11 protein-coding genes are annotated in these 13,649 nt (G+C 70.5%); 4 read left to right on the top strand and 7 right to left on the bottom strand.

Annotation, left to right across the window (positions count from 1 at the left end; all coding sequences use genetic code 11):
- Together WDZ95_RS10115 and WDZ95_RS10110 are read left to right on the top strand one after the other, a co-directional pair.
- Positions 1-3,254 (top strand): RHS repeat domain-containing protein (locus tag WDZ95_RS10115; protein ID WP_425778050.1); only part of this gene is annotated, 3,254 nt, incomplete at its 5' end.
- A gap of 13 nt (positions 3,255-3,267) precedes the next feature.
- Positions 3,268-4,008 carry a hypothetical protein gene (locus WDZ95_RS10110; RefSeq protein WP_425778048.1) on the top strand — a complete coding sequence of 247 codons (741 nt, stop codon included), beginning with the start codon at positions 3,268-3,270 and terminating at the stop codon, positions 4,006-4,008.
- Between the two features lie 13 nt (positions 4,009-4,021).
- Here the strand turns inward: WDZ95_RS10110 and WDZ95_RS10105 are convergent, their stop codons facing one another.
- From WDZ95_RS10105 to purE, 3 genes are read right to left on the bottom strand one after another with little or no spacing between them, the layout of a single operon-like run.
- Positions 4,022-5,020, bottom strand: a complete 999-nt coding sequence (locus WDZ95_RS10105) for an L-threonylcarbamoyladenylate synthase (protein ID WP_425778046.1) — start codon at positions 5,018-5,020, stop codon at positions 4,022-4,024.
- Positions 5,021-5,030: 10 nt separating this feature from the next.
- The gene (locus tag WDZ95_RS10100) at positions 5,031-6,272 is read right to left on the bottom strand and encodes a 5-(carboxyamino)imidazole ribonucleotide synthase (protein ID WP_425778044.1); all 1,242 of its coding nucleotides are present in this window, start codon (positions 6,270-6,272) and stop codon (positions 5,031-5,033) included.
- The gene (gene purE, locus WDZ95_RS10095; RefSeq protein WP_425778042.1) at positions 6,269-6,766 is read right to left on the bottom strand and encodes a 5-(carboxyamino)imidazole ribonucleotide mutase; all 498 of its coding nucleotides are present in this window, start codon (positions 6,764-6,766) and stop codon (positions 6,269-6,271) included. Before purE ends, WDZ95_RS10100 begins: the two co-directional genes overlap by 4 nt.
- 87 nt (positions 6,767-6,853) lie before the next feature.
- Here purE and trxA point away from each other — a divergent pair, with 87 nt between their 5' ends.
- The gene (gene trxA, locus WDZ95_RS10090) at positions 6,854-7,762 is read left to right on the top strand and encodes a thioredoxin (protein WP_425778040.1); all 909 of its coding nucleotides are present in this window, start codon (positions 6,854-6,856) and stop codon (positions 7,760-7,762) included.
- Positions 7,763-7,771: 9 nt separating this feature from the next.
- On the opposite strand, the gene WDZ95_RS10085 is transcribed toward trxA, so the two are convergent.
- From WDZ95_RS10085 to WDZ95_RS10075, 3 genes are all read right to left on the bottom strand, one after another.
- A complete protein-coding gene (locus WDZ95_RS10085; RefSeq protein ID WP_425778038.1) occupies positions 7,772-8,680 on the bottom strand; it encodes a phosphoribosylaminoimidazolesuccinocarboxamide synthase in 909 nt (302 codons plus the stop codon).
- A 127-nt stretch (positions 8,681-8,807) separates the two neighbouring features.
- Positions 8,808-9,806 (bottom strand): tripartite tricarboxylate transporter substrate binding protein, encoded by a 999-nt coding sequence (locus WDZ95_RS10080; protein WP_425778036.1) that lies wholly within the window; start codon positions 9,804-9,806, stop codon positions 8,808-8,810.
- 46 nt (positions 9,807-9,852) lie between these two features.
- Positions 9,853-11,541: a long-chain fatty acid--CoA ligase gene (locus tag WDZ95_RS10075; RefSeq protein ID WP_425778034.1), complete on the bottom strand. Its 1,689-nt coding sequence runs from the start codon at positions 11,539-11,541 to the stop codon at positions 9,853-9,855.
- Between the two features lie 193 nt (positions 11,542-11,734).
- On the opposite strand from WDZ95_RS10075, the gene WDZ95_RS10070 reads away from it, so the two are divergent.
- Positions 11,735-12,562: an IclR family transcriptional regulator gene (locus tag WDZ95_RS10070; RefSeq protein WP_425778032.1), complete on the top strand. Its 828-nt coding sequence runs from the start codon at positions 11,735-11,737 to the stop codon at positions 12,560-12,562.
- Positions 12,563-12,575: 13 nt separating this feature from the next.
- On the opposite strand, the gene fba is transcribed toward WDZ95_RS10070, so the two are convergent.
- On the bottom strand, positions 12,576-13,640 hold the full coding sequence (fba, locus tag WDZ95_RS10065) for a class II fructose-bisphosphate aldolase (RefSeq protein ID WP_425778030.1): 1,065 nt from the start codon (positions 13,638-13,640) through the stop codon (positions 12,576-12,578).
- Positions 13,641-13,649: the final 9 nt, after the last annotated feature.

The raw sequence follows: 13,649 nt of genomic DNA, 5'->3' as shown, positions 1-13,649 counted from the left end.
GCGCGCCACTGCCGCCCGTCCAGGCGCCTGCGGCGCGGCCCGAGCCCCTTGCGGCCGATGACCGCCCGAACCCCGAGCGCGACGAACTCGGCCGCCCCGTGGCCTGGCGCAGCGCCGATGGCGCGCTCTTGCTGCAGGCCGCCTGGGGGCCCCCGGGCAGCGCCGCCGAACAGCAGGCCCTGGTGATCGGTCATGCCCACGCCCAGGCCCGCCGCCTGATCGACGACTTCGGCCGCGTGGTGGCCATTCGCAACCCCGGCCAGGGCTGGCGGTTCGCGCAGCACGACGCGGCCGGGCGCGTCGTGCACACCACCGACCCGCGCGGCGCGCGCCAGCGCCTGGCCTGGGACCTGGCGGGCCGGCTGGTCCGCATCGAACGCTTCGCGCCGGGCGCCACCGGGCCCGAGCAGGTGGTGGAGCGCCGCCACGTGCAGGGGCGGCTCACCGAAGAAAGCGTGAGCGACGCCGACGGCACGCGCCGGCTTCGCTACACGCACGCGGCGAGCGGCGCGCTGGCGAGCGAGACGCTGCGCATCGAGCCGGCGGGTGCGCTCCAGGCGGTCCTGGCCCAGCCGCTGGTGTTCACGCTCGCGCACCGGCGAGACGCGGCCGGCCGCGCGCTGGGCCGCGTGCTCACCGACACCACGGGCCAGGCACTGGCGCTGACCCAGGCCCTCGACGCGAGTGGTCGGGCGGTGCGCCTTGCGGTCCAGGGCCTGCTGCCCGGCGGGCTCGGCGGCGAGCGCGAGATCCTGGCCCGCATCGAATGGCAGGCGCCCGACGGCATGCCCTGGCGGCGCGCCCTCGCGCTCCACCACGGGGACGGCACGGTGGACCGCTACGACCCTGTGGTGCCGGGTGTGCCACGCGGGCCCGGCACGACGGCCGGCGAGGCGCTTGCCCATGCGCCTGCGCCAGCGGACCCGTCACCGCCCCTGCCGCCCCCCGGCCTGCACCACGACGCCGCCGGTCTGCCCGCGACCGTGCTGAGCGAACAGGGCCTGCAGCGGCTGCGCTGGAACGCGGCCGGGCAACTGGCGCACAGCGCACGCGACGACGGCGGCCACAGCCGCTACCTGTACGACCCGCGCGGCCGCCGCGTGCTCAAGCTGGTGACCGACGCCCGCGGCCACACGCACGCCACCGTGAGCGTCTACGACGGCAGCCGCCTCGCGGCCGAGGCCGATGCGCGCGGCCGCATGACCCACGCCTACGTGCACCTGGGCCAACGGCCGGTGGCGCAGATCGTGATGGGCCCCGAGAGCGGCTGGCAGGCCTTGCAGGCCCTGGTGTTCGGGCCGCGCGTGCGGCACCTGCACACCGATGGCGTGGGCCGCGTGCTGCGCGCCACCGAGGCCGGGCAGACCGTGTGGCGCGACGAAGCGCCTTCGGGCCTGCACCAGCCGCTGCGCGACGTGGGCCAGGTGCACGACGACGACAGCGGCCTGGAGCAGCACGGCGCGCGCTTTTTCGAGGCGCGCGAGGGGCGCTTCATCAGCCCCGACCCGTCGGGCATCGCCGATGCCCTCCACGGCGTGCGGCCGCCGCAACTGCTCGATCTGTACGCCTACGCGGGCGGCCAGCCCGAGGCCTATTTCGACCCCGATGGCGCGGCCCGCCTCACCTACTACCTGATCGACACCGAGCCCGAGGCCGTGGCCGCGAGCACCGTGGCCGGGCGCTGGGCGTTCTGGCTGCGCGACCTGCCGGGCGCGAACGCGCAGACGCAGGTGCTGTACGACCGCGGCGGCGGCTTCCTGGCGTCGGCGTCGAACCCGCTCGCGGGATCGGACACGGCCTTCGTGAGCGACACCTACGCGCGCTGGACACCGTCAGCACCGGGCAACGTGGACCCGGCCCTGGCCTTCGTTGCGTACTACGTCAACGACCTGATCTCGCCCGACAGCTTCACGCTCGACATCGAGGACGCCGCCGCGCTGCAACTGCTCGACGAACTGCAGACGCAGGGGGATGTGGTGCACAAGTACCTGGGTGGCGCCTGCCCGGGCAGCGACCGGCTGGTGCTGCCGCCCGTGCAACTGCGCGGCCTCGCCTTGTCGCCCGGCGGCGTTGCCGGCCAGAACGATGCCCCCGGCGGCCAGCGCGTGGACCAGGGCCAGGACAGCCTGAGCTGCCAGCAGGGCATGACGCCCGAGCGCGCCTTCCAGCGCCTCAAGCGCGCGGTGGAGCTCAAGGAATCGGGCGGCGCGGACTGCTCACAGACCGGCTGCCCCGCGGGCACGCAGAACCCCGCAGGCACACCCGCGAGCTACGGGCCGACGCAGTTCGTGGTGTCTACGTTCGTGGATCGCTTGCTGACGTTTTCGGGCACCCGGCCACCGAGCAAGAGCGCCAACCTGGCTTCGCGTGTCTTGTTCGACAGCCAGGCAAACATGACCGACGAAGAGCGGCGGCTATTGGGGTTTGTGGATGCGCAGGGGAGGGACAGTGGGCTGAGACAGCGGCTGGAGCGGGCGCGCATGCACAGCGTGTATGTGATGGGTGGACGCCTTGAATCCCGAGTCATCGTGGGTTGGAAGGATCGGTTGACACCCAGTACGCCCATCGAACCTGCGGATGACCACCAAGTGCAGCAGTTCGCCATTGAGACAGGCTTCGGGCACGTCCCGGGCAGCACGACCAGTGAGGCGTATGTGACCTACGTGAGGATGGTGAAGTGGGCACAGATGCATGCCTTGATGCAGGATTACTTGGCGAAGGGACATGGCAGCGCCGAAACTGCCTACTCCGTGCTTCACGAAGCAGCCATCCTGCAACTTCAAAAAGGTGTGCTCCCGACCGACGAACAGAGGTTCGAAATGCTTCTGAGCGATCTGGGCATGACCCGTCGCGGTTTCCGCCCGTATATGCGGCAAAAGATATGGAACGAAGGCTGGCAAGGCTTTGCCACTGCCGCTGTGTTCACCGATCTGGCCCTCAAGGCTGCAATGGTGGGAAACACCGACGCGATGTTCAAGAGCCGCCAGAAGTTTGACCTGATTTCGGACCGTGAGATTCGCTGGAAGTACGCGCAGTACCGCAGCCAGTTCCCCAACGAGTCGGAGCAGGACATCGCTACGCGTTTAGGCTACTTTCACAACGCTGGTTCTGACGTGAGCGATCTGTCAATCGCACGAGGCTTCGCGTATTCCCAGGGATTGATAGCGATCTGGAAAGACTTCGACAAGGTGCACTGCGTACGCCTGCATGTACCGCGCATGGCACTGGATCCAACCAAGAGAGCCTTCAAGTAGCAGGAGAGTGGAAATGAGTCGAACGCAGGCCTTAGCTTTCGTATGCGCATTGGCAGTATTCGGTGGTTATGCAGCCAAGGCATCCAGTGAATCTTCCAACAGTCCATCCACTCCTACGGTGGATTGGACGATCGACATGCCGGCGTGCAAGCGAGACATGCTCGGGTGGCAAACTTTCTCGCCTTGGAATCGGCTAAGACAGAAGGGAGATGCAGAGTCGACAATCACAAGACTGACCGCACAGTGGCGAAAAGACGATGCGGTGGATGTGACATGGGTCGATATTGATGGCGACGGATGGTGCGATGTCATCACGTCGGCTCATATGGAGATGTTCAAAAATCCCCATCGCATGCCTGTCTTGCTCAAGTTTCCACGTGGCATCTACCTCAGGACCGAACATGGTTTTGAGCCATTTAAAGTTGGCATGGATACCAGTGAATACGACGGCAGCTCCTTCACGATCTACTGGGACAACGTGTCAAAGAGCGCCGTCATCTACAAGCGCATCTGGCAAGGCAACCTGGTCGGTGGTGGGGGCGGCGACGGGGGCGATGAATTTCATGTGCGCCACATGCTGCGTGCCATGTTCGCGGCGCAGAAAGCGAACAGGGATCGAGAGGCATTCGACTACTTCACCGAGGTGGACCCGTTCTTCTACACCCACCAGATGCCCCATGAAGTGGCCAAGCGCATCTGGAATGAAGAGGCCGAGCGCGCCGGTGTCGACGAAGCGTTTCCCTACCTGAACTGAACAGCCTGGCCGCTCAAGCCGCCGCCCGCCCCAAGCGGTCCCGCACCCCATCCCATTCCGGCCCATCCGGCGGCGTTTCCACCCAGATCAATCGCACGCCCGTGGCGTCGAGTTCGCGCAGCACCGCGAACAGTTCTTGCGCCGCGGCCACCGCGTTGTCGGGCATGCGGCGTTGGGGCGTGCCGCGGGCGGCGTCGATCGCGCTGCGGGCGTAGAGCGCGATGTGCTTCGTGTCCTGGCCCAGCACCTGGAAGGCCGCACGCAGTTGCTTCGCGTCCATCAGCCGCACCTTGGCGCGCGGCGCGTAGTGCGATTCCAGCGTGCCCGAGGCGCGCGGCGCGGCGCCGTCGCGCGCGCGCAGCGGCTCGCCGGCGGCGGCTTCGAGTTGCGCCGCCGTGAGCACGCCGGGGCGCAGCAGCACCGGGTGGCCACGCGTGCAGTCGATGATGGTCGACTCGATGCCCACGGGGCAGGCGCCGCCGTCGAGGATCAGCAGCTCGCTCTCGCCGAGGTCGGCGAATTCTTCGGCCACGTGCGCAGCCGTGGTGGGGCTCACGCGGCCGAAGCGGTTGGCGCTGGGCGCGGCCAGGCCGCGCACGCCGTGGGCCGCCGCGGCGCGCAGCACGGCCTGCGCCACCGGGTGCGCAGGGCAGCGCAGGCCCACCGAATCCTGGCCGCCCGCGGCCACGGCGGCCACATCGGCGCGGCGCGGCAGGATCAGCGTGAGCGGGCCAGGCCAGAAGGCCGCGATCAGGCGTTCGGCGAAGGCGGGCACCTCGCGCGCGAAGGCGTCGATCGCGGTGCGCGGGGCGTCGGGGCCCACGTGCACGATCAGCGGGTGGTCGGCTGGCCGGCCTTTGGCCGCGAAGATGCCGCGCACCGCGCTGGCGTTCTCGGCATCGGCCGCGAGGCCGTAGACGGTTTCGGTGGGCAGGCCCACCAGCCCGCCTTGCGCCAGCCGCTGCGCCGCCTGCTCGATGGCGGCCGGGTCCTGGCCAAGCAGCAGGGGCATGGCGCGGCCCTCAGGCGTCCAGGGCGGGCAGGCCCAGCAGCGCGAGCGCGCGCGCCGCCGTGTCGCGCACTGCCGCCACGCTCGGGCCCGTGATGTTCAGGTGGCCCATCTTGCGGCCCACGCGCGCGCTGCGCTTGCCGTACAGGTGCAGGTGGGTCCCCGGCAAGGCCAGCAGTTCGTCCCAGGGCGGGCTCACCGCCTCGGTGCTGGCCTGGGCGCGCACGCCGTTCGGCGCGAACCACAGGTCGCCGAGCAGGTTCACCATGATCGCGGGGCTGTGCTGCACCGGTGTGCGCAGCGGCAGGCCCGCGAGCGCGCGCACCTGGGCCTCGAACTGCGACACGTCGCAGGCGTTCTGCGTGTAGTGGCCGCTGTTGTGCGGACGCGGCGCCATCTCGTTGACCACGAGGTCGAGGCCGCCCCGGCCGTCGTCGACGATGAAGTACTCGACGCAGAGCACGCCCACGTAGCCGATTTGCTGCGCGATGGCCTGCGTGGCGGCTTGCGCGCGTTGCGCAAGGGCCGGGTCGATCGCGCCTTCGTGCACCTCGGTGATGGCGAGGATGCCGTCGCGGTGCGTGTTCTTCTGCACCGGGAAGACCACGCACTGGCCGTCGGCGCCGCGCGCCACGATCACCGAGCACTCGGCGCGCAGCGGCATGAGCCGTTCGAGCACGCAGGCCACGCGGCCCAGGCGGTCCCAGGCGGCGGCGAGTTCGGCGCGGTCTTTCACGCGCACCTGGCCCTTGCCGTCGTAGCCCATGCGCGCGGTCTTGAGCACGCCGGGCAGCAGCGCGGCCGGCACGGCCGCGAGCTGTTCGGGCGTTTCGATGGCGGCATGCGGCGCGGGGCGCACCCCGCCGTGGGCGGCGCTGCGCTCGAAGTGGGTCTTCTCCTGCAGCCGGTCTTGTGCGATGGCGACGCAGGCCGCGGCCGGCGCCACCGGGCGCTGCTGCGCGAGCGTGGCCAGCGCGGGCGCGGGCACGTTCTCGAATTCGGTGGTGATGGCGTGGCTCAGGCGCGCGAGCTCGGCCAGGCCGGCCGGGTCGTCGTACGCGGCCTTCACGTGGTGGTGGCTCACCAGGCCCGCGGGGCTGTCGGCATCGGGGTCGAGCACGGCGGTGAAGTAGCCCATGGCCTGCGCGGCCTGCACGAACATGCGGCCGAGCTGGCCGCCGCCCATGACACCCAGCGTGATGGGACGGCCGTCGGCGCCGAGCGCGCCCGGGAGCAGGGGGGTGGGGGCGCTCATGACGCGGGCGGCGGGACGACCATGGCGCGCGCCACTTCGGTCTGCTCGGCGCGGAAGGCCTCGAGCTTTGCGCGCAGTGCCGGGTCGTGGTTGGCGAGCAGGGCCACCGCGAACAGCGCGGCGTTGGCCGCGCCCGCGGGGCCGATGGCGAAGGTGGCCACGGGCACGCCCTTGGGCATCTGCACGATGCTGTGCAGCGAATCCACGCCCTGCAGGTGGCGGCTGGCCACGGGCACGCCGAGTACGGGCACCACGGTCTTGGCGGCCAGCATGCCCGGCAGGTGGGCGGCGCCGCCCGCGCCCGCGATGATGGCCTGCAGGCCGCGGCCCGCAGCCGTTTCGGCGTAGGCGAACATGTCGTCGGGCATGCGGTGTGCCGACACCACGCGCGCCTCGTGCGCCACGCCGAACTGGGAAAGGATCTGCACGGCGTGCTGCATGGTGTCCCAGTCGCTGCTGGAACCCATGACCACGCCCACGGGGATGGGGTTCATGGCATTCGGCTTTCGGCCCGCGGGGCCTCCGGTAAAGTCGCGATTTTACGTTTCACCCCCGCGGCCCCCGGCCCGCGCGCGCCCGCCATGATCGACGTCACCATCGCCAACTTCGAAGCCGAGGTCATCGAAGCCTCCATGCAGACCCCTGTGCTGGTGGATTTCTGGGCCCCCTGGTGCGGGCCCTGCAAGGTCATCGGCCCCATCCTCGAGAAGCTCGAGGCCGAGTACGCGGGCCGCTTCAAGCTGGTCAAGATCGACTCCGACCAGGAGCAGCAGCTGGCCCAGGCCTTCGGCATCCGCAGCATTCCCACCTGCGTGCTGCTCAAGAACGGCCAGCCGGTCGACGGCTTCATGGGCGCGCTGCCCGAGGGCCAGATCAAGGCCTTCCTCGACAAGCACGTGCCCAGCGCGGGCGAGGTCGAGGCCGAGGCGGACGAGGCGGCCGCGCACGAGGCCCTGGCCGATGGCGACATGGAGGGCGCGATCGAGCGGCTGCGCCAGGCGGTGCAGGCCGCGCCCGACAACGACGACGCGCGCTTCGACCTCGTGAAGCTGCTGCTCGAACTCGGCGAGGATGACGAGGCCAAGGTGGCCTTCGCGCCCGTGATCGCCAAGGCCGGCGCGGTGCGCCGGCTCGACTCGCTCAAGCGCTGGATGGACGCGCGCGACGCTCAGGCGAACGTGGCCGATCCCGAGTCGCGCATGGCCGAGCTCGACGCCGCGATCGCGGCCAACAAGCGCAACTTCGACGCGCGCTTTGCGCGCGCGCAACTGCTCATGGCCTACAACCAGTGGACCGCCGCGATGGACGAGCTGCTGGAGATCCTGATGCGCGACAAGGCCTGGAGCGAGGACCTCGCGCGCAAGACCTACATCGCGATCCTCGACGTGATCGAGCCGCCCAAGCCCAAGGTGGCCGAAGGCCAGGTGCCGCCCGAAGACCCGGTGGTGGCGACCTACCGCCGCCGGCTCTCGTCGGTGGTGCTCAGCTGAGGGGCCCCATCACCCGATCAGGCGCGTGAGCGCCTCGCGGTACTTCTCGGCGGTTTTTTCGATCACCTCGCGCGGCAGGCGCGGCGCGGGCGGGGTCTTGTCCCAGGGCTTGCCGCTCACCTTGGCCTGTTCGAGCCAGTCGCGCAGGAACTGCTTGTCGTAGCTCGGCGGGTTGCTGCCCACCACGTACTGCTCGGCGGGCCAGTAGCGCGAGCTGTCGGGCGTGAGCACCTCGTCCATCAGCACCACGCGGCCCGCGGCATCGAGGCCGAACTCGAACTTGGTGTCGGCGATGATGATGCCCTTCTCGAGCGCGATCGCGGCCGCGGCCTTGTAGAGCGCGATCGCGGTGTCGCGCACCTGGGCCGCGATGTCCGCGCCCACCATTTCCACGGTGCGCTCGTAGGTGATGTTCTCGTCGTGCTCGCCCACCGCGGCCTTGGCGGCCGGCGTGTAGATGGGCTCGGGCAGCTTGGAGGCGTTCTGGAGGCCTTCGGGCAGCTTCACGCCGCAGACCGAGCGGCTGTCCTGGTACTCCTTCCAGCCGCTGCCCGCGAGGTAGCCGCGCACCACGGCCTCGACCGGGATGGGCTTGAGCCGCTGCACGAGCATGGAGCGGCCGCGCACCTGCGCGCGCTCCTCGGGCGTGACCACGCTCTCGGGGTCTTCGCCCGTGAGGTGGATGGGGCAGATGCCCAGGCCCTTGGGGCCCAGGCGGTCGAACCAGTACAGCGACAGCCGCGTGAGCAACTCGCCCTTGCCCGGGATGGGCTCGCCCATGATCACGTCGAAGGCGCTGATGCGGTCGCTGGCCACCATGAGGATGCGGTCGTCGCCCACGGCGTAGTTGTCGCGCACCTTGCCGCGCGCGAGCAGCGGCAGCGACGTGAGATTGGACGTGTGCAGGGCAGAGGTCATGGCACGGCAGGGGTGATCGAAGGGCAAGAAAAAGGCCCGTTGAACGCTCAACGGGCCTTGCGCAGTTCGGCGGGATTATCGCAAGTTGCCGCGCGGGCCGGTCAAGGCCCGGTCCGCGGCCCCGCGCTCACTTGGCCGCCAGCCCCAGCCGCTCGATCAGGGCCTTGTCCTTGGCGAAGGTTTCGCCGGCCCACTTGCGGTAGTCGTCGCCGTTGCGGTACCACACGGCCTGGTTGAGCTGGCCCAGCACTTCCATGTGCTTGGGGTCGTCCATGGCTTTCTTGAAGGCGTCGTGCAGGGTCTTCACCACGGCCGGGTCCATGCCCTTGGGGCCGGCCAGGCCGTAGGGCGAGGTGGACACCACGCCGTAGCCGAGCTCCTGCGCCGTGGGCACCTCGGGCCAGCGCTGGGTGCGCTGCTCGCCGAAGGTCACGAGCAGGCGCATCTGACCGCCGTCGACGTATTTGTCCCAGCCGCTGGCGTCGCTCTGGGCCATGATGTGCCCGCCCAGCAGCGCGGCCTGCAGGTCGGCGTTGCCCTTGAACGGGATGTGCGTGAGCTGCACCTTGGCGTTGCCGGCCAGTTCTTCCATCAGCAGGTGCGGGCTGCTGCCGGTGCCGGTCGAGCCGTAGTTGATCTGGCCCGGCTGCTTGCGCGCGGCCTCGATGTAGTCCTTGAAGGTCTTGTAGGGCGAGTCGGCCTTCACCGTGAGGCCGAAGGTGTAGCCCGAGACGCCGATGATGTAGGTGAAGTCGTTGAGCGGGTCCCAGGCGGTCTTCTGCATGTGCGGCATGCGCAGCATGCCGAGCGGGAACTGGGCGATGGTGTAGCCGTCGGGCCTGGCGGTCTGCGCCATGGTGGCCGGGCCCAGCGTGCCGCCCGCGCCGGGGCGGTTCTCGATCACGATGGACTGGCCCAGGTGCTTGCTCGCGATCTCGGCCAGCGTGCGCAGGTGGCGGTCGGTGGAGCCGCCCGCGGGCCAGGGCACGATGAGCGTGATGGGCCGGCTCGGGTAGCTCTGGGCCTGCGCGCCGATCCAGGGCGCGGCGGTGCCGGCCGCGAGGCCGGCGAGCAGCAGGCGCCGGCGGCCGATGGTGGGGGCGGTGGACGGGTCGGTGGGGGTCATCGCGGTGTCTCCTTGCGGTTGTTCTGCCGGGTGGCGGGGCGGGAAATCAGGGAATGGACGCGGCGTCGCGCGCGGCCTGCTGCGCCTGCAGTTCGCGCCACATCACCTTGCCGCTGCCCGAACGGGGCAGCGCGTCCACGAATTCGACGATGCGCGGGCTCTTGTAGGCCGCCATGTGGCCGTGCGCCCAGTCGATCAGCTCCTGTTCGGCGAGCCGGCCGCGGTGCTCGGGCCGCAGCACCACCAGCGCTTTCACGGTCTCGCCGCGGCGCGCGTCGCGCGCGCCGATCACGCAGGCCTCCTGGATCGCGGGGTGGTGGTAGAGCAGGGCCTCCACCTCGGCGGGCCAGACCTTGTAGCCGCTCGCGTTGATCATGCGCTTGAGCCGGTCGGTCATGAAGAAGTAGCCCTCGGCGTCGACGTGGCCGAGGTCGCCGGTGCGCAGGAAGCGATTGCCGTCGATGTCGATGAAGGCCTCCCGCGTGGCCTGCGGGTGGTTCCAGTAGCCCTGCATGAGCTGCGGGCCGTGCACCACGATCTCGCCGGTTTCGCCCGTGGGCCGCTCGGCCAGGGTCTCGGGGTCGATCACGCGCGCGTCCACGTCGAACACCGGCAGGCCCAGGCACTGGCGCTTGGGCCGGTGCAGCGGGTTGATGTGGGTCGCGGCCATGGTCTCGGTCATGCCGTAGCCCTCGATGTAGTCGCGGCCCGTGAGCGCTTTCAGGCGCGCGGCCAGCGCCTCGGGCATGGCTGCGCCGCCGCCGCGCACGCAGGTCAGGCTCGAGAGGTCGAAGCGTTCGAGGCCGGGCTGGGCCAGGAAGTCGATCACCATGGTGGAGATGGCCTGCCACATGGTGACGCGGTGGCGCTGCATGCACAGCGCGGCCACCTCGCGGTCCCAGCGGGCGAGCACCACCAGCGTGGCGCCCGCGTACAGTGGCCCGTTGAGGCTGCCCGCCAGGCCGGTGACGTGGAAGAAGGGCAGCACCGAGAGGCAGACCGCGTCGGCCGTGGTGCCGAACCAGCGCACGCCGCCCACCAGCGTGGCCATCACGCTGCGGTGCGTGTGCATGCAGCCCTTGGGCAGGCCGGTGGTGCCCGAGGTGTAGGGCAGGGCGCAGAGGTCGTCGGGGCCGGTGGTGACGGGGCCGGGCGCGGGCGCGTCGGCGAGCGCGTCGGCCCAGGCGGTGCAGCGCGGGTCGTCGAGCGGCGCGCGCGGCGCCAGCACGAAGTCGGGCACGCGCAGGTCGGTGGGCGTGTGCAGGTGGTCGCTGTAGGTGGCGACGAGGACGCGCTGCAGGCCGGCCTCGCCCGCGGGCGCGAGCAGCGGCTGCAGCTGGGGCAGCAGGTCTTGCGCCACGAAGGCCACGCGCGCGCCGCTGTCGGCGATGCAGTGGCGCAGCTCTTCGACGCGGTTCATGGGGTTCACCGGCACCACCACCGCGTTGGCGCGCAGGATGGCGTAGAAGGCCAGCGCCCACTGCGGGCTGTTCTGCAGGCACAGCAGCACGCGGTCGCCGGCGCGCACGCCGCAGCGCTGCTGCAGGTGGCCGGCCAGGCGCTCGGCCTCGCGCAGCGCCTGGCCGTAGGTGAGCACCGAGCCGTAGAAGACGATGAAGGGCTTGTCCGGGTGCCGCGCGGCCGAGGCCTCGAGGTTGTGAAAGACGTGCGTGGGCGGCAGCGCCAGGTGGTGCGGCAGCTCGGGGGGCCAGTGCGGGGCGGCGGCGGGCGTCATGGGGTGCGGTTATTCCGCTGATCGGAACACGGTGGGCAGCGAGTTCAATATGCGGCGCTGCGCCCGCTGCCGTCAATGCGGTTCAGGGAAAGCGAGCACCTGCCATCCGACGGACTGGCCCGAGAATTCCGATCCGCGGAATAAGCCGTCGCCGACGGCGGTGGGTATTCCGATCTGCAGAAAAGGAGCCGCCATGGGCCGACAGCGCCTGACCCCGCCCACCCCGGACGCCGGCGCCGACCCCGCCCAGGACCGCCGCTTCGTGACCGCGCTCGCGCGCGGCCTGGCGCTGCTGCGCTGCTTCGGCCCGGCGGACCGCTGGCTCGCGCACCAGGCGCTCGCCCGGCGCAGCGGCCTGCCGCAGGCCACGGTCTCGCGACTGACGTTCACGCTGTGCAGCCTGGGCTACCTGCGCCACCGCGCGGCCACCGGCGAGTACGCGCTCGGCCCCGCGGTGCTCACGCTGGGCTTCAGCATGCTGTCGAACTTCCAGATCGGGCGCATCGCGCGGCCTTTCATGGAAGCGCTGGCCGAGCACACGCAGGCCGCGATCTCGCTCGGGGTGCGGCACGACACCTCGGTGGTTTACGTGGCGCATTGCCGCAGCACGGCGCGGCTGCTGCTGGGCCTGGACGTGGGCACGCGGCTGCCGTTCGCCGAAACGGCCATGGGACGCGCGATGTGGTGTGCGTCGACGCCGGGCATGCGCGCGCTGATCGCGCGCCGGCTGCAGGCCGAAGACCCGGTGCGCTGGCCCGCGCGCGAGGCCGGCCTGCGGCGCGCCGAGGCCGACCACGCGCAGTGCGGCTACGTGGCCTCGGCCTCGGAATGGGAGCAGGAGATCGCCGCGATCGGTGTGGCGCTGGACCTGGGCGACGGCCGCGAGCCGCTGGCGCTCACCGTGGGCGGGCCGGCAGCGCGGCTGCGCGGTGCGCTGCTGCACGAGGATTTCGCGCCCGCGCTGGTGCGCACGGGACGCGAGATCGTGGCGGCCATCCAGGCCGCCGCGTGGGAAGACTGAAGCCGGCGCGGCCTCAGTTCACCACTTGCGCCAGTTCGCCCTTGGCGTACTTGGCGGCCACCACCTGCAGCGGCTCGCCCTTGATCTTGCCGGCCTGGCCTTCGCAGCCGAACTCGATGTAGCGCTGCTTGCAGACCTGCTTGGCGGCCTCGCGCGCGGGCTTGAGCCACTCGCGGGCGTCGAACTTGTCGGGGTTCTCGGTGAGGAACTTGCGCACCGCGCCGGTCATGGCCAGGCGGATGTCGGTGTCGATGTTGATCTTGCGCACGCCGAACTGGATGGCCTTCTGGATTTCCTCGACGGGCACGCCGTAGGTTTCCTTCATCTTGCCGCCGTACTGGTTGATCTGCGCCAGCAGCTCCTGCGGCACGCTGGACGAACCGTGCATCACCAGGTGGGTGTTGGGCAGGCGGCGGTGGATCTCGGCGATGCGGTCGATGGCCAGGATGTCGCCCGTGGGCTTGCGGGTGAACTTGTAGGCGCCGTGGCTGGTGCCGATGGCGATGGCGAGCGCGTCGAGCTGGGTCTTCTTGACGAAGTCGGCGGCCTGCTCGGGGTCGGTCAGCAGCTGCTCGCGCGTCATGGTGGCGTCGGTGCCGTGGCCGTCTTCCTTGTCGCCTTTCATGGTTTCCAGGCTGCCCAGGCAGCCCAGCTCGCCTTCGACCGTCACGCCCAGCTTGTGGGCCATGTCCACCACCTTGCGGGTCACCTCGACGTTGTAGTCGTAGCTGGCGATGGTCTTGCCGTCGGCCTCGAGGCTGCCGTCCATCATCACGGACGAGAAGCCGAGGTCGATCGCGCCGCGGCAGACGTCGGGGCTCTGGCCGTGGTCCTGGTGCATCACGAGCGGGATGTGCGGGTACATCTCGATCGCGGCCTGGATCAGGTGCTTGATGAAGGGCTCGCCCGCGTACTTGCGAGCGCCCGCGCTGGCCTGCAGGATCACCGGCGCGCCCACTTCGTCGGCCGCGGCCATCACGGCCTGCACCTGTTCGAGGTTGTTCACGTTGAACGCCGGGATGCCATAGCCGTTGGCGGCGGCATGGTCGAGCAGTTCGCGCATGGAGACGAGGGCCATGGGGGTTCC

Source organism: Hydrogenophaga sp. T2, assembly GCF_049843535.1.
Taxonomy (GTDB): domain Bacteria; phylum Pseudomonadota; class Gammaproteobacteria; order Burkholderiales; family Burkholderiaceae_C; genus Hydrogenophaga; species Hydrogenophaga crocea.
This window is presented reverse-complemented; position numbering and strand designations above follow the sequence as displayed.

Excerpts from the sequence above, each read along its gene's own strand:
- WDZ95_RS10110 (WP_425778048.1), top strand. The coding sequence starts at position 3,268 with ATGAGTCGAACGCAGGCCTTAGCTTTCGTATGCGCATTGGCAGTATTC.
- WDZ95_RS10105 (WP_425778046.1), bottom strand. The coding sequence starts at position 5,020 with ATGCCCCTGCTGCTTGGCCAGGACCCGGCCGCCATCGAGCAGGCGGCG.
- WDZ95_RS10100 (WP_425778044.1), bottom strand. The coding sequence starts at position 6,272 with ATGAGCGCCCCCACCCCCCTGCTCCCGGGCGCGCTCGGCGCCGACGGC.
- purE (WP_425778042.1), bottom strand. The coding sequence starts at position 6,766 with ATGAACCCCATCCCCGTGGGCGTGGTCATGGGTTCCAGCAGCGACTGG.
- trxA (WP_425778040.1), top strand. The coding sequence starts at position 6,854 with ATGATCGACGTCACCATCGCCAACTTCGAAGCCGAGGTCATCGAAGCC.
- WDZ95_RS10085 (WP_425778038.1), bottom strand. The coding sequence starts at position 8,680 with ATGACCTCTGCCCTGCACACGTCCAATCTCACGTCGCTGCCGCTGCTC.
- WDZ95_RS10080 (WP_425778036.1), bottom strand. The coding sequence starts at position 9,806 with ATGACCCCCACCGACCCGTCCACCGCCCCCACCATCGGCCGCCGGCGC.
- WDZ95_RS10075 (WP_425778034.1), bottom strand. The coding sequence starts at position 11,541 with ATGACGCCCGCCGCCGCCCCGCACTGGCCCCCCGAGCTGCCGCACCAC.
- WDZ95_RS10070 (WP_425778032.1), top strand. The coding sequence starts at position 11,735 with ATGGGCCGACAGCGCCTGACCCCGCCCACCCCGGACGCCGGCGCCGAC.
- fba (WP_425778030.1), bottom strand. The coding sequence starts at position 13,640 with ATGGCCCTCGTCTCCATGCGCGAACTGCTCGACCATGCCGCCGCCAAC.